Source organism: Legionella saoudiensis, from assembly GCF_001465875.1.
Lineage (GTDB): Bacteria > Pseudomonadota > Gammaproteobacteria > Legionellales > Legionellaceae > Legionella > Legionella saoudiensis.
On sequence record NZ_LN901324.1, the window covers coordinates 895326 to 918397 of the forward strand.

The window sequence follows — 23072 nt, forward strand, 5'->3', positions numbered from 1 at the left end:
TCGAGCTGATTTAAATAGGAAGACTCTACATGATTGAAATTGATTACACTTTACTTAGCGAAGAGGCTTTAGATAATTTAATTATTGAGGTAATTACTCGCCAGGGCACCGATTATGGGGCGTATGAACTGGCGATTCAGACTAAGAAAAAACAACTGCTCCATAACCTCCAATCTGGTAAGGCCATTATTGTATTTTCCTCCCAGGAGAATGCGTGCGACATTATTTCCCAGGAAGATTTTCGAAACTTTATGAAAGTGTATGATTGAATTGGTGTTTGTGCACAGCGACAATATACCTTGAAACTAATAGGTTCAAGTTCGACATCCTGTCGAAATGACGGGCGCCATGAACTTTCTATAGAAGCTTAAAGAGAACCCCTTTACAGGCAATAAGGTTAACACTTTATTTATTCATGTTTTCCTTAATAGAAAGAACTCAATAAATAATCCAATAATCATTTAATTAACAATCGGTGCAACCTATAGCTTTTAGATTTTACCAAATAAGCTGTTTAATCTTCCAATTTTAATCAAAACTAAGGATCAACAGTGAATTCAAGTATCTCAAAAATCACCTATCTCTCCTGGTCAGCACTTTTTGGCGGCGCAGTGGCCGGTGTAGGATTAAATTTTTTATTCAATTTATTAGCCCTGACATTGGGACTGGCCTGTTTTACGGTAACGGCATCGGGAGAAACTCTATTCTCTTTTTGGGGTTTATTTGGTTTTATACTTTTATCACTCTGTGCGATGTTTGGAACGGGATGGATTGCAGGGGCATTATCTCCTAAAATATTTAAGAATAATTGTTGGGGATTAGTATTGGGATTTCTTTCTTGGTGTATTTTATTAATTTTCACTGTTATTTTAATCACCAATATGATCCAATATACTTCATTTCATACCAATTTCACCTCCAACTTAGTAGAGGTTAAAATAAAAAGTAATGCTCCTATGTTAACAGGAACCGTAGCTCACAATATAAACAAGTCGCCTCTAAGTTTTAATATCGAAACAAATAAAAAAATTATTACCCTTAATGCATTCTTGACGTTTCTTTTATTTTTACTAGGTGCAATATCAAGCTCTATTGGGGGTTATATAGGATATAAGCTCTTTCCTGATTTGAGGGAATAATAACTAGCTTAAATTCCCTACATGTTCTTTTTTTATGAGAATAGCTCTTTATTATTAAGAGAACAAATCTTTTACACTAGAACTGATCGTGTGCATTAGTAATTGTTATTTTTTTAGTCATACGTAATCGCTGTTTTCACTTGCCTCAATACGCACCAAACAGCATACGGGATGGGCGAATCTCCACTGAGCCAGCGTCTAACCGTTTGATCACTGGTATTAATTCTGCGAGAAAACTCAACGCCTGATAAGCCTATAAAAAAATAAATCTGTTCTATAATTAGCTTGGATGTTTTTAATGCAACTTTAACCGCGAGGTATAAAATGGATTTAAGTAAACGTATCGAACCCAAAACCTGGGCTTTTGTAGAAAAAATCAAACAAGCTGGTGGGAAACCACTTTATGATCTTCCTGTCGAGGAAGGTAGAGCGATATTTGATAAATTGCAGGAATTATCTACTGATAAGCCCGCGGTTGATATTGATGATCACGTAATTAAGCACGGAGCTAAAGGTGATCTTAACATTCGTATTGTCCGCCCTAAAGGTGCTAAAGAAGCTTTACCAGTGATCATGTTTTATCATGGCGCGGGTTGGGTTTTTGGTGACTATCAAACACACGGTCGGCTTGTACGCGAATTATCTGTAGGCTCCCATGCTGCTGTTGTATTTGTACAATACAGCTTAGCTCCTGAAGCCCAATACCCTACGCAAATTGAGCAAGGCTATACCGCAATGAAGTATGTTGCTGAACATGGTAAGGAACTAAATCTGGATACCTCACGCTTGACCGTTGCCGGTGATAGTGTTGGTGGAAATATGGCAATTGCAATGACTCTGCTGGCGAAAGAACGAGGTGGCCCAAGAATTGACTATCAAGTGCTTATATATCCTGTAACTGATGCCAATTTTGAAAATGGTTCGTATACTGAGTTTGCTGAAGGTCCATGGCTTACCAAAAAAGCAATGCAATGGTTCTGGGATAATTATTTACCTGATAAAGAGCGCAGAAAAGAAATCACTGCTTCTCCTTTGCAAGCAACTGTTGAACAATTAAAAGACCTGCCTCCTGCCTTGGTTATCAATGGCGAGTGTGATGTCTTACGTGATGAGGGTGAGGCCTATGAGCATAAGCTCAATGCGGCTGGAGTTCCTGTAACTGGAATTCGTCATCATGGTACGATTCATGACTTTTTGATGCTCAACGATTTAGCAGATACCCCTGCTTGCCGTAATGCAATCGAAACCATTAATGCCCATTTGCGCTCTGTGTTTGCGAAAAAGCATTAAGGATATAGACGTCATCTCGAGTGTAGCGAAAGATCTCCTGCCGGCAGCATTGTGCCACACACAGAAGAACCTTCGTCGTAAACTCCTCAGGATGACGTTTTTTTGTTTGCGCTTTAGATTAACCGTCATCTCGAGTGCAGCGAGAGATCTCCTGCCGGCAGCATTGTGCCACACTCAGAAGATCCTTCGTCGTAAGCTCCTCAGGATGACGTGTTTTGTGCGCTTTAGATTAACCGTCATCTCGAGTGCAAGCGAGAGATCTCCTGCCGGCAGCATTGTGCCACACTCAGAAGATCCTTCGTCGTAAACTCCTCAGGATGACGTGTTTTTGTTTGCGCTTTAGATTAACCGTCATCTCGAGTGCAGCCAGAGATCTCCTGCCGGCAGCATTGTGCCACACTCAGAAGATCCTTCGTCGTAAGCTCCTCAGGATGACGTGTTTTGTGCGCTTTAGATTAACCGTCATCTCGAGTGCAGCAAGAGATTTCCTGCCGGCAGCATTGCGCCACACCCAGAAGACCCTTCGTCGTCAACTCCTCAGGATGACGTTTTTTTTGTTTGCGCTTTAGATTAACCGTCATCTCGAGTGTAGCGAGAGATCTCCTGCCGACAGCATTGTGCCACAGTCAGAGATCCTTCGTCGTCAACTCCTCAGGATGACGTGTTTTTTTTCTTGACCTTAGCCACATCATAAATCGTAATTGGCTCTTGAATCCCTTTAACTTTAACGCGTAAATGTCCATTTGTTTCAATATTTTTTCCCACTTCAGAATACGTCGCCTCAGAAATTAAAATTTGCCCACCCAAGCTTAATCCCTGGATACGGGAAGATAAATTAACTGAAGAACCTATTGCGCTGTATTGCATGCGTTTCTTAGATCCAATATTACCCACAATGGCATTTCCAGTATTAATCCCTATCCCCATATCTAATAGCGGTAAGTGTTTTTTCGCATTTTCTCGATTAAATTTTTTAAGCTCCTTCTGCATATCTAAAGCACAATTTATAGCACGCAATGAATCATTTTCTGTCGCATAAGGCGCACCAAACAATACCATAATCGCATCACCAATAAAGGCATCAACAGTACCTTTATGCCGCTCAATAACTCGCACCATTCGAGTAAAATACGCATTCAAAAGTGCAACGAGTTGAGCTGCCGGAACTTGTTCTGATAAGGAGGTGAAATTTCTTAGATCGCTAAATAAAATAGAAACTTTAGTTTCATTACCACCTAATTTATGTCGCATGGGAGAGGCCAAAATGGTATTTACTACCTCATCCGACATATAGAAGCTAAAGGTTTTGCGAATTAAATCATTACGCATCTCTAATTGTTTTCTAATTTTATGCAATACTTGATTTGAATAACGCAAGGAAAGCTCATCCTTAGCGATATTAGCCAAGTTCAGCAACAACTCCAGCTGATCTGGCTTAAGCTCTTTAGGAGTGGTATCAGCCAAACAAAAAGTCCCTACATTATAACCATCAGGAGAAGTAAGAGGTACACCTGCATAAAACCGGATAAATGGGGAATTCCGCACGAAAGGATTATTTACAAAGCGATGATCCAAAGTTAAGTCTTGGATAATTAAGGGTTCATTCTTTTTAATAGTCTCATTACAAAAGGCAACTTCTCGCGGAGTTTCTTTCTCTTTTAAACCATGCAATGATTTAAACCACTGCCTTTTTTCATCTAAAAAAGCAATATAACAAATTGGCGCCTTCAATAAATTAACAGCCAAACGCACTAAACGGTCATAGCTCTCTTCATTATGGGTATCCATGATATGCAAAGCATTTAAGGCGTTGACTCTTTGTTGCTCCAATTGGTCTTTGCTCAATAATTTTTTTGCCATAGCCATTGTTAATCACCCCGACTCATACGTACATCATGCCTCTAAATCAAGTATAGACTATCGCAAATTTCAACTATACTTACTGTACATTTCGTAATAGAGTGAGAAGAATGCTTGGCTGGCATATGCAACGACATAAGGAAAGCATCTCATTTAAGCTTAATGATGCTCTAAAAATTGTTTTACAAGACAACAAACCACCTTTTGCCTCTCATTTAAGCCTTATGCAAAATAATAGCCGAATAATTGATATTTCCATTTCAACAGATAATTATAACGCATTAAAAAATGAGTTGCGCAAACCTGAATGTACTGCTGACTCATTATTAGTCTTATTACATCATTTAAACTTAACAAAATTTGCTTCTGAGGTACAAAATGAACTTCAGCATACCCCTCAAGGCCCTACCTGCACATGAAACTCTAATCTAAATAAACTCCAGCCATCTCCGCAATTTAAACAGTTGCAATAAATAGATTGATCTTATATTGTGTCACCGGGATTAAAATGTAACTAAAAAGGAGTTGTTATGCCCAAGCTGAGTGACTATAAGGTTTTGGATTTTCTTACCCCCAGCGTTACCCTCACATTCGATTTGACCAAAGAGCCTATACAGACGAAAGCGCTACTTATGGTTGAACGAAATCCGAATACCTCATCAGAGGTCACCGATCTGCATTTAGATTGTGAAAATATAAAATTAATCAGCCTTGCATTAAGTGGAAAGCAACTTCAGCCTGGTGATTACGAGCTAAAAGACAATGTATTAATTATTAAAAACGTCCCTCAAGAAGGCCCTTTTTATATTGAAGCCATTTCTATGTTAGGCCAAAATACAGATTTGTTTGGCTTATATAAAACAGAAGGTACTATCTTAGTTAAAGCAGAAACTGAAGGTTTACGTCGTGTATTTCCCTGCATCGACAGACCTGACAATTTAGTAGAGTATGTTACCTCCATTATCGCAGACAAAAACCAATACCCTACCCTGCTTTCTAATGGCGTTCTTACAGAACAAGAAAGCGATGATAATCAAACCCATTTCGTTACATGGAAAGACCCTATTGCCAAACCTAGTTATCTTTTTGCTATGGTTGCAGGTGATTTAACGCGCTCTGCTACAACATATACAACGAAAAAAGGTCGAGAAATACCTATTGAATTTTATCTCCCCAAAAGCGAGATTGAAAAATGTGATTTTGCTAAAAACGTACTGAAAGGTGCAATGAAATATGATGAAGAGCGGTTTAATTTAGAGTACCTCCCTGGATTATTGAAAATTGCCGGGGTGAATAAGTATGCCTCTGGAGCATCGGAGCCAACAGGCTTAATCTTATTTAATACGGCAAATTTATTAGCGACTCAAGCAAGTCGAACTGATACTGATTTCATCCGCGTTCTTGATGTAGTAGCCCATGAATATTTTCATACCTGGACTGGTAATTTAGTAACTATTCGTGATTGGTTTAACCTGGCATATAAAGAAGGATTAACCACACTAAGAGCATCGTTATTCCTAGAGCATTGTTTAGGAGTGGATTTAGATCGCATGTTTGATGGCAGAAGTCTTGATGAACGTGCACCAAGACCGGAATCTTACACCGAAGTGCGAAGCTTATACACCACCGCAGCCTATGAAAAAGGGGCTGAAATTTTCCGTATGATGATGAATGCTATGGGTGAAAAGACATTTAATAAGTGCTTATCTGTCTTTTTACATGAAAACAAAGGCAAAGCCATTACATTAGAAAACATCATTGATTCATTAAGTAGCCAATCGGGTGTTGAACTTCGCCCCTTCTTAAACTGGTTCTCTGCTTCTGGGACACCTAAAGTGATAGTAACTGATGAATACAACCCAGAAACCCAAACTTATAAAATAAAATGCGTCATTCATGATGGCAAAGGCCGTCCAATTCCAGTGAATCTCATGTTATTCAGCAATAATGGTACTCCGCTTTCTCAAGAAGAAGTACTTATGCTGGACAAACCTGAAATGGAATTCGAATACACAAATATTAATGAACGGCCAACCCCCTCATTACTGCGTGGGTTTTCAGCACCAATACATTTAGAATATGAATACAGTAATGCGCAATTACTTTTGTTAATGCACTACGATGGGGATATTTATAATAAATGTAAAGCAGCCAAATTGCTAATTACCAATATGGTTCGTGATTATTGTGCAGGTAAGGAGCTTGAATTTAGCTCTGACTTTATTGTCGCATACATGAACTTATTACTTAATAACCAGCAAAAAGCCTGGGTGTTAGCTGAGTTGTTAGCCCTTCCCTCAGAAGAGGCATTGGTTGCCAGCCTACCAAATGCTGATTTTGAAAAAATTGCTGAAGCGCGTCAACTAATTCAAAAAGAATTGGGAATAACTTTAAAATCAGATTTGCTAGGAATGCTTAATGAGCTCACTACCCCTGTTAAAGCAGATGACAATGCGGTTTTTGATATCCATGCCGCGGGTAATCGCCGCCTTAAAGCAGTGTGTTACTCCTATTTGCTTGCAGCAGATCCCAAAGAAACACAAAAAGCATTAGTTAAGCAATTTAAGAGCGCTTTAGGTGAAAATATGACTGATACTGTTTCCGCATTAAGTATGTTAGTTAACAGCAACTACAGTCAACTGAATGAATTATTAGAAGATTTTTACGCCTATTGGAAGCATGATATTGATGCCATTAACTATTGGTTTAATTTGCAAGCAGCGGCTCATTCTGTAACTGTGGTAAATCGAGTAGCTGAACTCTTAAAGCATGAAGCTTTTGATATCACCAATCCTAATAAAGTAAATGCGTTATTAGGTGTATTTATCAAAAATCCTTATGGCTTCCATGATGCATCTGGAGCAGGTTATGAATTAGTTGCCTCCACTATTTTAAAATTAGAGCAATTTAATCCAAGCTTAGCTGCAAACCTCACTGAAAAATTTAATAGCTGGATGAAGGTAGAGCCCAAACGTCAGAAATTAATGTTGGATTGCTTGTCTCATATTTATGAAAAGGCATCTACGGATGATGTGAGAAACATAGCAAAAAAGGAATTAGAGAAGGCTAACGTTACATTACCTTCTCCAAAACCTCGCCTTATTCTCGATCCGCAACGAATTATTTGGGACTTTTTTGCAGATAAAACATCAGCTCAGACTAAAGGGGTAAGCTCTAGGGATAAACCTAGTCCATCAGAAGAAAAAGGGGTAAGCCCAGGGGATGAGCCTAGTCCATCAGAAGAAGATGATGTATCAGGGTTATTCGATGATATATTGAATAGCAGAAATGCTTTATAAATATAATGTTGGGCCATAGGCCCAACCTCAAATTAAATAAACTTATTCATGATCTGGATGCACAACAAAAATTCCAGGTGCGTTACGTAAATACTCGTTGTAATCCATTCCATAACCAAAAATGAAATGGTCTTCTATTTGTAACCCGACAAAATCTGCGGCTTGCAAACCATTTTCAACACGCTTACGGTACTTATCTACTAATACTGCACTGTATACTTTTTTTGCACCCAATTGATTAATTTCATTAATAATGGCAGCAAGAGTGATTCCCCCATCAAGAATGTCATCAACTACCAAAACCGTTCTTCCTGCCAAATTAACAGATGGTTTTACTTTCCAATGAATATCACCACCAACAGTTGCACCACGGTAACGAGTTGCGTGCACATAATCAACTTCTAAAGGAAAATCTAAACGAGGCAATAAATTACCTAAAAGAACTAATCCGCCAACCATAACACATAACAACACAGGATTTTCATCCTGCAATTCCTTATGAATGTTAATCGCCATACGATCTAGAGCTGCCTCAACTTCATTAGTTGTAAACAAGCAAGTAGATTTTTCATATACTTCTTTAATTTTACTAGGAATAGTCATTTATGTGTCTCTCGGTAAAGATAGGGTTATGTGTTAGAGCTTGCTTAAGTTTCGACTGCCTCAATGCTAACGAAAAGTAACAGCCTCTATTCTTTAGTTTTTCCTTTTCCAGGAAATGGACTGACGGTACTACCATAGGCAGGATTATCCTTAACTTTAGCTATTCCTTGCTTTTCTACCTCATCAATACGATAAATTGATGGCATGGGGATGTACGTGCGTTTTACACCATTAAACTCCAATTTTAAACGCTCTTCAGAAGGGTCAACCACGAGGGTAGTCTGCTCTCCAAATACTAGCTCCTCAACTTCCAGAAAGCCAAATAAGTCACTCTCCTTAATCGATCGAGCATATATTTCATAAATTGCCTCTTGATTAGCAAAAGTAATTCTGAATAAAGTTTTCTTTTTCATAAAATGAGCCTGTTCTGAACGCTAGGCAAATTATACAAAAATACGAATGTTTTGGGTATAGCTCAATCCACGTATCTGTTATTTTTCACTTAGTAGAAGTTAAAGTAACCGGTTGCAGCGACGGTTGATAATCATTAATGGGTTGAGATAAGGACCTCAATGTTAATGATGGATGAATTACTTGATATTTTTGCGCAATATAACAATAAAAGCCTGACGGATAGGGCCAAAGCATTTTACCGATTTCATCTAAAAACGTGAGCTTTTTAATCAATCCCGTACTATTTACAGGAGGAATATAACAAAAATTACTTAAAGAAACCTGTCTATAACCTCGCTGAATAAACATGCGATTCAAATTGAAGGGGGTGCGCATTTTTATATTATGATCATTATAACAATTCAATAAACCGCACTTTATAGCCCCGCCCCACAGACTCCACGGGTTAATACAAAATAAAATAACATGCCCCATAGGTTTTAGCACCCGATCAATCTCATCGATTAAACTAGAACTCGTATTAAAAGGCTCTAAACTTAATGGAGCAACAATACAATCAATGCTATTTGCATTTAAGGGCAAATGATTTAATTCACTTTCGATGTGAATATGATGCGATAAGGCGAACGGGGATACAATCCATTGGTGGGGAAAATCCAGCTTTTTTAACCACAGATTATCACCACAATTCCCTAGCTGGACTAAGGTATCACCATAGACATGAAGGCCAATTGCCTCCAAATTAATGGAAAATTCATGCGCAGCAAAAAGACCAAGCGGTGATTGAAACCATTTATTCAATGCACGATAGTATTTTTTTTGCTGTTTAATCAACAAAGTAATGCCTTTTAAAAAGGTTAATCCTGAATTAAACTACAATACAACGAGTTTCACCCGCAAACAATCCATTTTCTTTTTTTATATAAAAAAATGGTTAGGAATCGATTAATGGAGTTTAATAATATAACAGGGCAACAATTTGCCTTGGAAAAACATTTAGGCAAATTAGAAACCATAGCCTATTCCAGTCAGGCTTCTACAGAAAAAATCTCTTTAGCTCAATATCTTATTAAAAATAGCATCTTATCTGCCTTAGAGATTGCCCATGCCTTAGCCCAAAGCTTTAGGGTCCCAATAATGGATCTAGATAGCATTGAACTCAGTACCCTGCCCTTATCATTAGTAGATGAAAAACTAATACTTCGCCATTCCATGCTTCCTTTATTTTGCCGTGGAGGCTATTTGTATTTAGCAACCGAAGATCCAGGTAATCATAATGCCTTAAAAGAATTTCAATTTCATACTGGGTTGAATACTCAGGCAATTGCAGTAGAAGCAAACAAATTGGCTGTCTTGCTAACTCAGGTATCAAACCTTAAACAGCATCGGGAATTAGCTGCATATGAAGGACCTATTCATCATAATGACCAATATGAGTTCAGCATCAATCCGCTAGAGAATGAAGATGCTCCGATTGTACAATTTGTTAATCAAATTTTATTTAAAGCCATTCAGCAAGGCGCATCCGACATCCATTTTGAGCCGTTTGAAAAAGAATACCGCATCCGTTATCGACATGATGGGATTCTACATGAAGTAGCCAGCCCACCAGCCAATCTCTCTGCCCGAATTACCGCACGGATTAAGATCATGGCCAAATTAGACATTTCAGAACGGCGCCTTCCTCAAGATGGTAGTTTCAAAATCAATCGCCCCAATAAACATTCTATAGATTTTCGTGTCAGCACCTGCCCAACCACAAATGGGGAAAAGGTGGTTATCAGAATTTTAGATTTGGATACGGCAAAATTGCACATTGAAACCCTAGGATTTAATCCCCAACAACATAAATATTTTATGCAGGCACTAAAACGTCCTCAAGGAATGATTTTGGTGACAGGCCCTACAGGCAGTGGAAAAACAGTAAGCCTGTATGCTGCATTAAATCTGCTAAACACCAAAGAAGTAAATATATCTACCGTAGAAGATCCGGTGGAAATTAAAATCCTGGGAATTAATCAAGTTAATATCAACCCTAAAGTTGGGCTCAATTTTTCCAATGTCTTACGTTCTTTTCTTCGCCAAGACCCAGATATTATTATGGTTGGCGAAGTTCGCGATTTAGAAACCGCTGAAATTGCCATTAAAGCGGCACAGACAGGACATTTGGTCTTATCTACATTACATACCAACAGCGCTGTGGAGTCTTTGACACGTTTAGTTAATATGGGAATTCCAAGCTTTAATATTGTAAGCTCGATAACGCTTATTATTGCACAACGTTTAGCACGAACGCTTTGTGAATACTGCAAAATACCGCAAACTGATGTGAATACTTCTAATTTATTGGCCTTAGGCTTGAATGAAACGGTACAACTTTATAAGCCGGTAGGTTGCAGTCAATGCACTGATGGCTACCGAGGCAGAATAGGATTATTTGAAGTATTGCCTATGACGAATGCCCTAACCGAACACATTATGGCTGGGGCTAATGCCTTAGAAATTCTAAAAGTAGCACAACATGAAGGTCTGACCAGCATTTATCAATCAGGTCTTGAAAAAGTACAACAAGGAATAACCACCCTAGAGGAGGTCAATCGGGTAACCGTTGAATAAGTATGTTTCAGATGCAAAAAAAGGGCGACTCCCTACCAATATACCGCTTTACAGGTAAAAATATATTAGGGCAAAAAATCTCCGGAACTATTCAAGCACAAAACTTAACACTCGCTAAAATTGAGTTGCGCAAGCGAGGGATTATTATTAATAAAGTGGTTCCAAAACGAGGCTTTCTTATTTTTAATCAATTAAAAAATAAATTAAGCTCGGCAGACATAGCGCTATTTAGCCGCCAGCTCGCAACAATGATTGAATCAGGAATTCCCTTAATGCATGCGCTTGATATTGTCGCCAAAGGGCAAATGAATACCCATCTACAAATTTTAATTAATGAAATCAAGCAGGATATTGCTTCCGGTTTAACATTATCTGAAGCGTTAATGAAACATTCCCTTTATTTTAATAATTTATTTTGCAACTTAGTCAAAGCAGGTGAGCAATCAGGCACGCTGGATATTATGCTCAATAAGATTGCCAGCTATAAAGAGAAAATTGAATCTATAAAGAAGAAAATTAAAAAAGCGGTAAGTTATCCAATTGCCATTATAAGCGTCGCGCTTATTGTCACTATGGGGTTACTGATGTTTGTTGTTCCACAGTTTGAAACCTTATTTCAATCATTTGGCGCTGATCTACCAGCCCTAACCTTGATGGTGGTTAAAATATCTCAATTTGTTCAGTCCTGCTGGTATTGTATCTTTGCTTCTTTGGGATTGAGCATATATGCATTTATTTATGCCCTAAAACATTCAGAAACCTTCATATTAACTATTGATAAAATACTATTAAAAATACCTATTATTGGTTCAATAATAAAAAAGACTGTTATCGCCCGCTTTTCAAGAACCTTATCCATTACTTTTGCAGCCGGCCTGCCCTTAGTTGATGGCCTTAAATCAGCCGCAGGTGCTACTGGAAACACCATGTATTCTAAAGCAATAGAATATATAAAGAATGAAGTTTTCACTGGGATTCCCATGAATAAGGCCATGGAAAATACCCGCCTCTTCCCTAACATGGTCATGCAAATGATTGCGGTTGGAGAGGAATCTGGGGCATTAGAAAAAATGTTAAGTAAAATTGCAGACTTTTATGAGGAAGATGTAGATAATTCAATGGATCTGTTAAGTAGTTTAATAGAACCAATTATCATGTCCCTCATTGGGGTTCTTGTGGGTGGATTAATTGTGGCGATGTATATGCCTTTATTTAAACTGGGCACGGTAATTTAGAGGAAAATAAAATGATGCATGAACTCATCACCACCCACACCTGGTTCCTTTATGTGACCATTGCCTTATTTTCACTTGCGGTTGGTAGCTTACTTAATGTGGTAATTTACCGTTTACCTATTATGCTCAAAAACGAATGGTTGCAGGAATATAATGAGTTAATGGGCATTAAAAGTGAAGAAAAAACCTCGCTTAATTTGTTTTTGCCCCGCTCATTTTGCCCCTCATGTAAAACCATGGTTAGTGCTTGGCAAAACATCCCCATACTCAGCTTTTTAATACTCAAAGGTCGTTGCTATTACTGCAAAGCGCCCATTTCTCTTCGCTACCCATTAATTGAGCTGGGTACGATGCTATTATCACTTTACGCCTGTTGGCATTTTGGCTTTACTTGGCAATTGGTCTTTGCGCTAAGTGCCATATGGCTTTTAATCAGTTTGTTTTTTATCGATTTAGATCACCAATTGCTGCCCGATAGTTTAACCTTAAGTTTGTTATGGTTAGGCTTAATCGCGAATACGCAAAACCTATTTACCACGCTCCCTGACGCTGTGCTTAGTGCTGCTGGCGCATACTTAATTTTATGGCTTTTAATTAAATTATTTTATTTAGTTACCGGTAAAATTGGGATGGGGAATGGCGACTTTAAATTAGTTGCCGCATTCGGTGCGTGGTTTGGCTGGAAATTATTGCCACTGCTGCTCTTGTTTTCTTCAATGTCCGGTACAATAATTGGGCTCTTATATTTATACTTGAACGATAAATCAAAAGACACTACAATCGCATTTGGCCCTTTTTTATGCATTTCAGGATTAGCCGTATTATTTTGGGGACAAGAACTATTACATTGGTATTTGCATTTGTGGTTCTAGAGGCTGTCACAGGAGGAGGAAGACGTTGTATCAAATTATTTTGTTTGATTTAGATGATACCTTAATTGATTTTTCGGCTGCGGAACAAATTGGTATCCGTAAAATTCATGCTCAGTTTTATCCAACCATCAACTATTCGCTCTTCGAATACCACTTTAAAAAACTAAATAATGAACTCTGGTCACGAGTTGGCGCTCAAGAAAATGGACTTATGCCGAGTGAGGTGCGATTTTTACGTTTTAAACAATTAAACGAAACCATAGAGTGCATGTTCTCTTCTCAAGAAATAGCCGATGCCTATGAGCATTATTTACTTGAACATATTGAATGGATCCCTGAGGTTAAGAAAACCATTGAATTTTTACATCAAAAAGGTCATATTTTAGGTATTATTACCAACGGCTTCACTGAATCCCAGCTAAGAAAAAAAGAAAAATTTGCACTTGAAAATTGGTTTGACTGCTTTGTGATTTCTGATGATGTGGGTTTCGCTAAGCCCCACAAGGAAATTTTCCACGTTGCCTTACAAAAACTCTCTACTACCCATAATCAATCCATACATAGTTATAACAAAAACTCCATCCTAATGGTTGGTGATTCCCTTATTAGTGATGGGCATGGGGCTAAAAACTTTGGAATTAACTATTGCCATGTACATCAAAGCCCTCCATCAACTATGAGCTTAGAGGCAACCTTGACTTATCACATCAACTCAGTAGCCCATTTGCCAAACTGCATTGGTTATGAAACAGAATATAAGCTTTTTTTAAATTCTTTATAGGATACGTCATCCTTAATACAGAGAGGGAGCTCAATAATAATGTTTTTTAGGCCCCCTGAGCTATTTACATATAAACTTTAAATGGAATAAAAATGACTGGTTTTTCAAATGATTTGCAAAAAATAGCCCATAACGACCCTGCTTTTAAACATCTAGAGCCAAGCGAGCGCATTTCTGATGCAGGGGTTCAGAGTTTAGCTGCAGCTTTAGTGAATAACAGTTCATTACTTCGCATAGATCTGTGGGATCAAGACATCAGTGATGTAAATCTTGGCGATTTAACTAAAACATTGGAAACTCATAAAAAATTATCTTCACTTAATTTGGGTAAAAATCAAATTACTGAACTTGGGGCATCATATATTGGCGAGTTAATAGAAAAAAATAATGTGCTTATATCTCTTATCCTTAAAAAAAATCCCTTCGGTAGCGAAGGAGCTAAAGCAATAGCCAAAGGATTAAAAGTAAATTCACAACTTAGCTCACTCCACCTAGAAAATACTGAAATTGATGATCATGGCGCTCGTGCTTTGTTTGAAGCATTAGAAGAGAATACGGCACTTAGCTTTTTTGATTTAAGTAATAATAAAATTAGCAATCAGTCCGTTCCGTACATCATACGCATGCTAGGAAAAAACAGCACCTTAAGTTCATTATATCTTAAAGGTAATTCCATTAGTCAGGAAAACTTAATCGAAATTGAACTCTTATTAAACCGTAATCAAAAAATCTATAACATAGCGCAAAGAGCAATCGAAGCCATTAAACGTTTACCAGTAAACATGCCCGACTGGGAAAAAGAAGGAGCGTTTGATCATTTTAATGAGGTTCTGAAATTAAAAGAGCAAGCACAATTTGAAATTGAAACAATTTTTCCAGAATCTAAGCTAGTCTCTAAAATTGAGGAGGTATGGGCGGGAAAGCAAATTGCCATTATGCTTGCGAACCCTCAAAATTTGCAGTTAAGTGCCATTATCGAGCTTTTTGATTCATTAAATCCAAAACAAAAGCAATATCCTAAAAATCAAGAATGGCTCGAATCTCTTATTTTTCAATATTTTTCAAGCATACAACCTAATAGCGAATACACTTATAAAAAATTGTTGCATTATATTTTACAAACCTCAATTAGTACTGATGTACAACGACTTATGGATCTCTGCGTCTTCCATCATTTTAATCCTGAGGTAAAACATATCCTAAAACCCGAGCCAATACAGTTAGTCTGTTCATTAATTAATAATCGAGAAACGCTTAAAACATTACAACAAGAAATCCCTAATATTGAGAAACTAATTTTAAACATTGTTTCTCGCTTTTATGCAGAGGAGCACTCGACCAAAGAAGTAGAAATCAATACGCAAGTCATTGGAATGCTATTAGAATTGCCTCATAAAGATTTAGAGAAAAATACGGAACAGAATGCCGCCCTGCTTCGTAGCCTCAATCTTTTCTTCTGCGGAAATCCCAATGCCGCTAATAGCTATTACGCTCTATGGAATCACTTATCACCTGAGAATACATTATCCCCTAAAAACTTAGCTACAGAAGCAGTTGCTAAGAAATTTTTAATTAAAAAATATAATAAAACGGTTCTGCAAACTAGTCCAAACCATTATCAGAGTAGATTTTTTATTCAACAAGATGTAGGTCAACTGAAAAAGCACGATGCTGGTATAAAAGAGGAACAAAATGATGAACAGGTTCCAGAACAAAATGATGAACAGGTTCCAGAACAAAATGATGAACAGGTTCCAGAACAAAACGATGAACAGGTTCCAGAACAAAACGATGAACAGGTTCCAGAACAAAACGATGAACAGGTTCCAGAGCAAAACGATGAACAGGTTCCAGAACAAAACGATGAACAGGTTCCAGAACAAAACGATGAACAGGTTCCAGAACAAAACGATGAACAGGTTCCAGAGCAACATGATGAACAGGTTCCAGAGCAACATGATGAGCAGGTTCCAGAGCAACATGATGAGCAGATGGAAGAAAATTTTGCCTCCATGAAGCTAAACTAGTTCACTCCATAGAGCAAAGCACATTGATAAATTCTGCAACAAGCCCTGCTTAACTGATAATACCGGAAGTTTTACACCCTATGCACAGAGTTATCCACAGTTTTTGTGGATAACTAACAACGTGCTTAAAGTAAAAAAACACCTTAAAATCCTTATTAAATAAGGAAGTTAGGAAGCTAACAAAAAATTTCAGCTTTTTAGAGTGATTGTTTTAAACAGAGATATCCACAGGGACTTGAGAAAGGGCAGAGCTGCCAATTCGGGTATCTTATCAAAGAAAAAAATAAAAAACAGTCTTGACTTAGTAAATTTTAAAAAAAAAATTTACTTTAATAAATAAAGAACTTTTTGTCTCCTTAAAGGTAACTAAGCGAACCAGAAGCTTAGAGTACCAACCCCCAAAGGCTTCCTTGCATTTAAGATGATATCGGGTTCTTACCTTAATTGACCTGAAACTCGCAGCTGATGCGCAACAATGCGCGTTAAATAATCAAATTCAATATTAACCTGTTTCCCCGGCTTTAACTCATCTAAAGTGGTATTTGCCAAAGTATGTGGAACAAGCATTAATTTAATACTTCTATCCCCTACTGAATTAATGGTTAAACTAACTCCTTCAACCGTAATGCTGCCTTTAGGAAGCAAGTAGGCCATTGCGCCCTCCTCAAAGCCGGCTAATTCAACCTCAAGATATTCCTCAAATCGGTTAACAGCGCGCACGGTGGCAATGGCATCCACATGACCACTAACATAATGTCCGCCAAAACGTGTTGAAGAAAGCATGGCCCGCTCCAAATTAACCAAGTCTCCTGCCGCCATATCAGCCAATGTGGTAACATTTAAAGTCTCTGGAGAAACATCAAACTGTAACTCATTATTTTCCGTAGGTAATAAAGTTAAACAAACACCATTTACAGCAATACTTTCTCCCACCTGCAATTGCTCAAATGCAGAGGAAATAATAAGACGATGCGCATTGCCCTTAGGAAGGTTGCTTAGAATTATCCCTTTTTGCTCGATTATTCCAGTAAACATCAAGTTCTCGCTAATTCAAAAAATATATGAATAGTCTAATCACTTTTTCTAATTTGCCAAGTTATTTTTTAATGCTGATTGTGTAAATTTTTACCTATCAATATCTGACATATTATTTTTATCCCAACGTTTTACGATACCAGCATCCAGATCAAATAAGTCAAGTGCTCTACCTATGCTGTGATTAATTATGTCATCGACTGTTTCAGGCTTGTTATAAAATGCAGGCACTACCGGACAAACAATAGCACCCTGTTGGGTTACAGAAACCATGTTTTGTAAATGACCTAAATGTAGAGGCGATTCCCGAGTCATTAAGACCAGCTTTCTTCGTTCCTTTAAAATAACATCCGCTGCCCGACCGATTAAATTGGAGCTAATACCATGAGCAATTTCTGCAAGCGTTTTCATTGAGCAAGGAGCAATAATCATTCCTAAAGTTTTGTATGAACCACTAGCGATACTCGCACCAATATCACTCCAGGGATAATAAACATCTGCCATTGCTTTTAACTCAGAAACAGTTAAATTCGTTTCATATTCTCGAATTAATTGTGCAGACTTACTAATAATTAAATGTGTTTCAACTGGAAGCTTTTTTAATATTTCTAATAATCTTATCCCATAAATGATACCCGAAGCACCGCTAATACCTACAATAATACGTGACTTTGATTCCATAATTTGGCCTTAAATTCGTTTTTTGTAGTATAGAATAGAAATATTAGACAAAGAAGACGAAAGAGAAACCATGAGAAATATATGATATAAACATATATCTCGTATTAACAAGGAAAACTCTATGTTCAACCATTCTTTGGTCGCCTCTCCCCAAAACCCTTTTTGGCAATTTTCCTTAGCAGTTTATAATGATGTCGAGATACGAGAGGCTTGTCATGATTTTCAGGATATTAATTCTGCAAATGTCAATTTAATTCTGTTTGCTTATTGGCTTGGTTATGCCGTAGAAGACATCAGCCATGATGAGTTCACCCATGCATGCAATTGTGTGGCACTCTGGAATAAAGAAATAACTAAACCTCTTCGCAAAATACGTATTTTATTAAAAGACATAAGCAATAATGACTGGGCAAAACGTTATTACTCCCAGATTTTAACGGATGAAATCATTTCAGAGTCTTACCAACAAGAACTATTATATAATCAAATCAAGCATCGCATAAAAGAAAGAGCAACGCAAAATAACACATTGTCTTATCAATACCTATCCTGGCTTTTTAACAATATGGGCCAAGAGCTTCATGAATCACTTAAAATAAGAATCGAGTATTTTATCCAAATAATGGGTAATAGATTAGATTGCATACAAAAACCATAGAGCGACATCTAATGGCAGACAACACAAAAACCATACACATAAAACAAAAACAAATAAATCTGTATTTTTAATAATCCCTTAAGACTTTCTTGATAAGATATCGCTCTAACTACTGTTTGTTCTTAGACGCCGAGGTATAAGCAATGAAAGCTAATCATGGGGTTACTCAGTTCACCATCAATTATATTTGCTCCTGTTTGCTAGTTTGCCAAATTTCAACAACAAAAGACCTAGGTGAGCGGTTTGAGAACTTAATTGAGCAAATTAATCAAAATCCTGATATTTTTAAAGGCTTATCAGTCAAACAAGTGCAGCATATATTAAAAGTGGCTATTAATGTCTATAACGAAATAAATGCATTAAAAATTCGTTTTGACCCTGAAGTAATAAAACAATGGTCATCTCAAAATGATGAGCCTGTGCCTCATACCTTAGTGCAGATTCCTACGAATGATGATTTATCCCGTGTTACACGTAGTTATGATCGTTTATCCCAAGCACACAAAATAAAAAAGGTGGTGCAAACAAGTATTCCCAGTTTATTAGAAAAAGTTGATCATGCTGTTTTTTCTCATATCATTATTGGCACTGGCGATACCGGGACAACCCTTTGGCTAGAAAAATATAAAGAGCATCATGAGACTACCGCAAGTTTATTAGCCGAAGCAAAGCTTCCACCCGTATTAATGATTGGTAATAGCACTGGTAGCTGGAAACATAACTATACTCTTGCACAGCCACATAATATTCTAGAGCGTGCACAAACCAGAGAAAATCCATCGGCTTATTTATCAACGGCCTACTATTTAAATAATCCTTATGCTAATGGACGCCACGTATTTCAATCAAATCAAGTGAATCTGGCAAATACACAAGCCCCCTTAGTGCATGCTACTGTACTAAAAATAGAGAAAAAGGAGAATCATTTAAATGATTGGGCCGATGATACTTTAAGCCAAAATTATCGTGTATTGGTCGAGGTCGCAGGTAAGGTAAAAACACTCTACACAAGTGAACTTAATATCTGTACAGGCCTTGGCCCTGCACGAAATGCGATTGCCGGTAAACTACTTTCTAATGAAGAGTTTAAGCGATTAAATACCTGGAGTGAAACAAAGAAATTTACTCCTATTGTAGATGGTAACCAATTCATTTTAACGGGTACCGAAGAGCAAGGCACAGGACCAAGAACTATTGTCATTTATGGCGGTGGTGGCACTGCAGCAGCAGTCTATAGAAAAGGTTTTTTTGGCAATGATATTCGTACTGAGGGTCGTGAGTTTAGTCCAAAGAACCAAGCCAATACGGTATTTTGGATCGCCAAGCAATTTGACAAAGCAGGTACTGGTAAATTAGCGACTACTGCCTTAAAAACTGCAAAAGAGCGTGATGAATTAGTACAAGGTGAACTTGTGGAAATTACGCAAAAGTCTAATGGAAAGTTAGTCCTCCTATTCCAAAAAATGGATAATCCCAGCGAAACCTTCGAAAAGGAATGTGACCAGCTAGTCTATTCCATTGGCCAAGATGACAGCGCCATGAAACAAATCTATGCAGAAATTGAACCTACCTTAACACCAATATTTGATGAGTATGGAATGATACTTAATGTGAGTTCACCTGATGGCAAAGTAGTCTTCTTTGGGGCTGCAGCCATGGCTATTCGTGAAACTGAATATTCAGCAGAAACCTGGAAATGGTTACACAAAGAAAACATTGGCGGCGATGTAGGGCCTGGCTCAATGCCTCCTTCTCGCGCACAAATTAAGCGTTATAATTTTTTAAATGGAATTCAACCAGAAAGTATAAATGCCAATATGGATAGCCAACATTTAATTATTCAATATCTTGAAAAGGCCGGAGCTGATCATAGCAATATCATGAACTTTATTAAGGATCTGCTCGAAGCACGTAAGCACAGTACCGCGGGTTGTAAACGTGATGTACTTAACCAATTATTGATAACTCATAATCTACAGGAGCTTATTGACATTCAAGGCCATGGGCATTTAGTTCATAAATCATTGGTAGTAATTCCTAGCGTTGAAGTACCACAAACTAAGTCGGCGCATTCGCTTTTATCTTGGTTAAATAAAAATAAAAAGAAAACGAACGATGCGAATGTTCTCCTTTCTACTGTTGATGCGCCAGGGACGAGCATGGACGATACTTTAAAAGAAACTAGACAAGCCTTATCAACTACAATCAAAATATACTCATAAATTAGTAGAATCTCCTGAACAGAGTTCAATAACTCATTCAGGAGCCATTCTTAGCATATATAGGATTTGCAATATGAGAGTACCCCCTAGGTTTTATCAATTAAGTAAACCTGACGAAGTATATAAAAAAGAACTCTATCAGACATGGGAAAAAAGCAACAAGGAAAAAAATCCTCGACTAATAGAAGCACTAATCGAAGAATATGATACAGAAGTATTATTTAAATTAGCCTTTGCTGATCCTGAATTTGATGCGCTGTGTAAATCACCTAATTTGGAGCCTCATTGGGTTAATCTATGGCGTTTGTGTGGCACTAACCCCCGAGAAGAAGCAGAAGAAAATCATAAACCTATCCAAGAATATTCCCCCATGTTTACAGTTTCATCCTGCTTTGAGCTATTAAAAGGCTATTATTTATATCAAGCCTATCTCTCTTTAATTGAGGAGGCAGGTGATGAATTATCGGAAGCAGAGCTAGAGGAGGCTAAGAAGCTATTAATGGCAGCAGCCGATTGCGGCTCTTTTTTTGCTATGAATGCTTTATGTCGGGAAGGACTTTTGCGATTGAAAAAATCCTTTAACACGGATGTAGCATTACTTGTTTTACACTATGCAGAGCTAGCCGCCGAGCTGTATTTGTCCCCTGGATATTTGCTCCTAGGCTCAGTATGCCAAGAGCTCATACGCTATCAAAATAACAGCAACTGGACTCCCATTCAGTTTACCCAATTGGCCTTTAAATCCTATGCGATTGCAAAATACATAGAACCAATATCTGGTCCTATGCTCAATAATGCCTTTCAAGGGCAAACGTTAGAGCAGGCTAGTAATGGCGCATTCTCAACTTTTTTTGGGGCGCAACAACGGATGCAAAAGCATTTAAGATTAGACCCTATGGAAATAACTCAGTTGAGTACTATTGCCAAAAATGAAGCCACCGTAATTGAAGCCCGTTATACACATGAGATAGAGAGACTCAAGCAAAATAAAGATGATAAAGATGCTGAACAATACCCTAGGTTTTCTATGTAACAAACGAAACCAGCCTTAATGGCACCGCAATGTAATCCGGAGTCAGAAGCAGGGTAATGAATTATAACTAAGATCGAAGCACAGAACTCTGGTGGCTTCACATTGTTCGCAATGACAAGTGGAGAATTTCAATTTTGGAAATTAATCTATTCATTGTAAGGAAGGCAATGACGAAGCAACCCAGAGGCAGGCATTGGACACTGAATTGCTTCACTTTTATCCCAATGGCACCAGAAAGCTCAGCTCAACTGTTTACATTTCAACCGGATAGTTTGAATCAATCCATCCCTGCAATCCAGTATCGAGCGAATACACCTCAGAGTACCCCATTTTTTGTAAGCTTTCAGCAACCAAAGCACAACGAAACCCTCCACTACAATAAACAATTATTTGTTCCTGTAGATTAGGAATCTTTTTCTCAATATCGCGTTCAATAATTCCGCGCCCTAAATGAATAGCTGTAGGAATATGCCCACTAGCCCATTCATGATCCTCACGTACATCAATCACATGCATTTTCTCATGATTATCTAATTTTTCTTTTAAGCTCTGGGGACTAATTTCCTTAATATGCTTTTTAGATTCAGCTACGAGTGCTAAAAATCCTGGTGCATGCTGTTTCATTTGTTATTCCTTATGTTTCAACCAGTTTCTTATTGTAGACCAAAAAGCGGCAATGAAAATAACTACAGTAAATAATAAAACCGCTATAACCATTTGAACAATTGCGAAATTCAAGGCATCACGAGCGACAAACCAACTGGCTACCGAGCCGGATATGACTAAAAGCAATTTGATAATCCATTCAACCATTATTTTTACTCCAGAACAACAGCATTACGCTGTCGAATTACCCTTAATCAATAATACCGGAATATCAGTAAGGCGAAGCACTTTCTCAGCCACGCTACCAAGAAATAATCGGCTAAACCCTCGACGCCCATGACTTCCAACCACTATCACATTAGCATTTAATTCCAATGCTTGTGCAATAATTATTTCAGCAACACGTTCATGAACTGATCTTAATTCGATTAATATCGTCGCATATTCTACTGAATGATGCTTGGCGAGAACCTTTTTGGCGCTGGTTAATATTTTTTTACCTTCTTTTCGAATTAACTCTATTTGTGTACAGCAATCAATACAAAGGCCACCGCGATAAACATAGCTTTCATCTGCTACGTGAAGAATATATAACTTAGCATGATTTTTTTCTGCTAAATTTACTGCTGCATGCAAGGCATCCCGGGCTATATCGCTACCATCGATTGCAACCAAAATTACCTTATACATAATATCGCTCC

22 protein-coding genes are annotated in these 23072 nt (G+C 37.8%); 13 read left to right on the plus strand and 9 right to left on the minus strand.

Going from position 1 to position 23072, the window contains the following annotated elements; all coding sequences use genetic code 11:
* The first annotated feature begins 29 nt into the window (after positions 1-29).
* From BN3124_RS12880 to BN3124_RS12890, 3 genes are all read left to right on the plus strand, one after another.
* Complete coding sequence (locus BN3124_RS12880; protein WP_058535188.1) at positions 30-269, plus strand: YheU family protein; 240 nt, start codon at positions 30-32, stop codon at positions 267-269.
* 282 nt (positions 270-551) lie between these two features.
* Positions 552-1139 carry a hypothetical protein gene (locus tag BN3124_RS12885; protein ID WP_058535189.1) on the plus strand — a complete coding sequence of 196 codons (588 nt, stop codon included), beginning with the start codon at positions 552-554 and terminating at the stop codon, positions 1137-1139.
* Positions 1140-1463: 324 nt separating this feature from the next.
* Complete coding sequence (locus tag BN3124_RS12890; RefSeq protein WP_058535190.1) at positions 1464-2429, plus strand: alpha/beta hydrolase; 966 nt, start codon at positions 1464-1466, stop codon at positions 2427-2429.
* 651 nt (positions 2430-3080) lie between these two features.
* Here the strand turns inward: BN3124_RS12890 and BN3124_RS12895 are convergent.
* On the minus strand, positions 3081-4295 hold the full coding sequence (locus BN3124_RS12895; protein WP_149865266.1) for an adenylate/guanylate cyclase domain-containing protein: 1215 nt from the start codon (positions 4293-4295) through the stop codon (positions 3081-3083).
* A 104-nt stretch (positions 4296-4399) separates the two neighbouring features.
* Here BN3124_RS12895 and BN3124_RS12900 point away from each other — a divergent pair, with 104 nt between their 5' ends.
* Both BN3124_RS12900 and pepN read left to right on the plus strand, forming a co-directional pair.
* Complete coding sequence (locus BN3124_RS12900) at positions 4400-4708, plus strand: hypothetical protein (protein ID WP_058535191.1); 309 nt, start codon at positions 4400-4402, stop codon at positions 4706-4708.
* A 111-nt stretch (positions 4709-4819) separates the two neighbouring features.
* Positions 4820-7588 (plus strand): aminopeptidase N, encoded by a 2769-nt coding sequence (gene pepN, locus BN3124_RS12905; protein ID WP_058535192.1) that lies wholly within the window; start codon positions 4820-4822, stop codon positions 7586-7588.
* A gap of 42 nt (positions 7589-7630) precedes the next feature.
* Here pepN and BN3124_RS12910 read toward each other — a convergent pair whose 3' ends face one another.
* The 3 genes from BN3124_RS12910 to BN3124_RS12920 form a co-directional block, all read right to left on the minus strand.
* Positions 7631-8191, minus strand: coding sequence for a hypoxanthine-guanine phosphoribosyltransferase (locus tag BN3124_RS12910; protein WP_058535193.1), 561 nt, complete (start codon positions 8189-8191; stop codon positions 7631-7633).
* Positions 8192-8277: 86 nt separating this feature from the next.
* A complete protein-coding gene (locus BN3124_RS12915) occupies positions 8278-8604 on the minus strand; it encodes a DUF1820 family protein (protein ID WP_058535194.1) in 327 nt (108 codons plus the stop codon).
* An 85-nt stretch (positions 8605-8689) separates the two neighbouring features.
* Positions 8690-9442, minus strand: a complete 753-nt coding sequence (locus tag BN3124_RS12920) for a methyltransferase domain-containing protein (RefSeq protein ID WP_058535195.1) — start codon at positions 9440-9442, stop codon at positions 8690-8692.
* Between the two features lie 111 nt (positions 9443-9553).
* Here BN3124_RS12920 and pilB point away from each other — a divergent pair, with 111 nt between their 5' ends.
* The 5 genes from pilB to BN3124_RS17015 all read left to right on the plus strand — a co-directional run bounded on the left by pilB (position 9554) and on the right by BN3124_RS17015 (position 16136).
* Positions 9554-11221 (plus strand): type IV-A pilus assembly ATPase PilB, encoded by a 1668-nt coding sequence (pilB, locus tag BN3124_RS12925; protein ID WP_230849141.1) that lies wholly within the window; start codon positions 9554-9556, stop codon positions 11219-11221.
* An 11-nt stretch (positions 11222-11232) separates the two neighbouring features.
* Positions 11233-12456 (plus strand): type II secretion system F family protein, encoded by a 1224-nt coding sequence (locus tag BN3124_RS12930; RefSeq protein WP_058535904.1) that lies wholly within the window; start codon positions 11233-11235, stop codon positions 12454-12456.
* Positions 12457-12467: 11 nt separating this feature from the next.
* A complete protein-coding gene (locus BN3124_RS12935) occupies positions 12468-13328 on the plus strand; it encodes a prepilin peptidase (RefSeq protein ID WP_058535197.1) in 861 nt (286 codons plus the stop codon).
* 25 nt (positions 13329-13353) lie between these two features.
* Positions 13354-14109 carry an HAD family hydrolase gene (locus BN3124_RS12940; RefSeq protein ID WP_058535198.1) on the plus strand — a complete coding sequence of 252 codons (756 nt, stop codon included), beginning with the start codon at positions 13354-13356 and terminating at the stop codon, positions 14107-14109.
* 92 nt (positions 14110-14201) lie between these two features.
* Positions 14202-16136 carry a hypothetical protein gene (locus tag BN3124_RS17015; protein ID WP_058535199.1) on the plus strand — a complete coding sequence of 645 codons (1935 nt, stop codon included), beginning with the start codon at positions 14202-14204 and terminating at the stop codon, positions 16134-16136.
* A 435-nt stretch (positions 16137-16571) separates the two neighbouring features.
* On the opposite strand, the gene BN3124_RS12950 is transcribed toward BN3124_RS17015, so the two are convergent.
* Positions 16572-17171: a riboflavin synthase gene (locus tag BN3124_RS12950; protein WP_058535200.1), complete on the minus strand. Its 600-nt coding sequence runs from the start codon at positions 17169-17171 to the stop codon at positions 16572-16574.
* A 90-nt stretch (positions 17172-17261) separates the two neighbouring features.
* Positions 17262-17852, minus strand: a complete 591-nt coding sequence (locus BN3124_RS12955) for a UbiX family flavin prenyltransferase (protein WP_058535201.1) — start codon at positions 17850-17852, stop codon at positions 17262-17264.
* Between the two features lie 121 nt (positions 17853-17973).
* Here BN3124_RS12955 and BN3124_RS12960 point away from each other — a divergent pair, with 121 nt between their 5' ends.
* The 3 genes from BN3124_RS12960 (at position 17974) to BN3124_RS12970 (ending at position 21765) form a co-directional block, all read left to right on the plus strand.
* Entirely contained in the window at positions 17974-18510 is a 537-nt protein-coding gene (locus BN3124_RS12960) for a TIGR02444 family protein (RefSeq protein WP_058535202.1), read from the plus strand.
* Between the two features lie 143 nt (positions 18511-18653).
* Positions 18654-20732, plus strand: a complete 2079-nt coding sequence (locus BN3124_RS12965; RefSeq protein WP_058535203.1) for a hypothetical protein — start codon at positions 18654-18656, stop codon at positions 20730-20732.
* 73 nt (positions 20733-20805) lie between these two features.
* Entirely contained in the window at positions 20806-21765 is a 960-nt protein-coding gene (locus BN3124_RS12970) for a DUF5630 domain-containing protein (protein ID WP_058535204.1), read from the plus strand.
* 252 nt (positions 21766-22017) lie between these two features.
* On the opposite strand, the gene BN3124_RS12975 is transcribed toward BN3124_RS12970, so the two are convergent.
* Genes BN3124_RS12975 through BN3124_RS12985 form a run of 3 tightly spaced genes read right to left on the minus strand, consistent with a single transcriptional unit; the run spans position 22018 to position 23061 of the window.
* Entirely contained in the window at positions 22018-22389 is a 372-nt protein-coding gene (locus BN3124_RS12975) for a rhodanese-like domain-containing protein (RefSeq protein WP_058535205.1), read from the minus strand.
* Positions 22390-22392: 3 nt separating this feature from the next.
* On the minus strand, positions 22393-22578 hold the full coding sequence (locus BN3124_RS12980; RefSeq protein WP_058535206.1) for a hypothetical protein: 186 nt from the start codon (positions 22576-22578) through the stop codon (positions 22393-22395).
* A 24-nt stretch (positions 22579-22602) separates the two neighbouring features.
* A complete protein-coding gene (locus BN3124_RS12985; RefSeq protein ID WP_058535207.1) occupies positions 22603-23061 on the minus strand; it encodes a universal stress protein in 459 nt (152 codons plus the stop codon).
* Positions 23062-23072 lie beyond the last annotated feature (11 nt).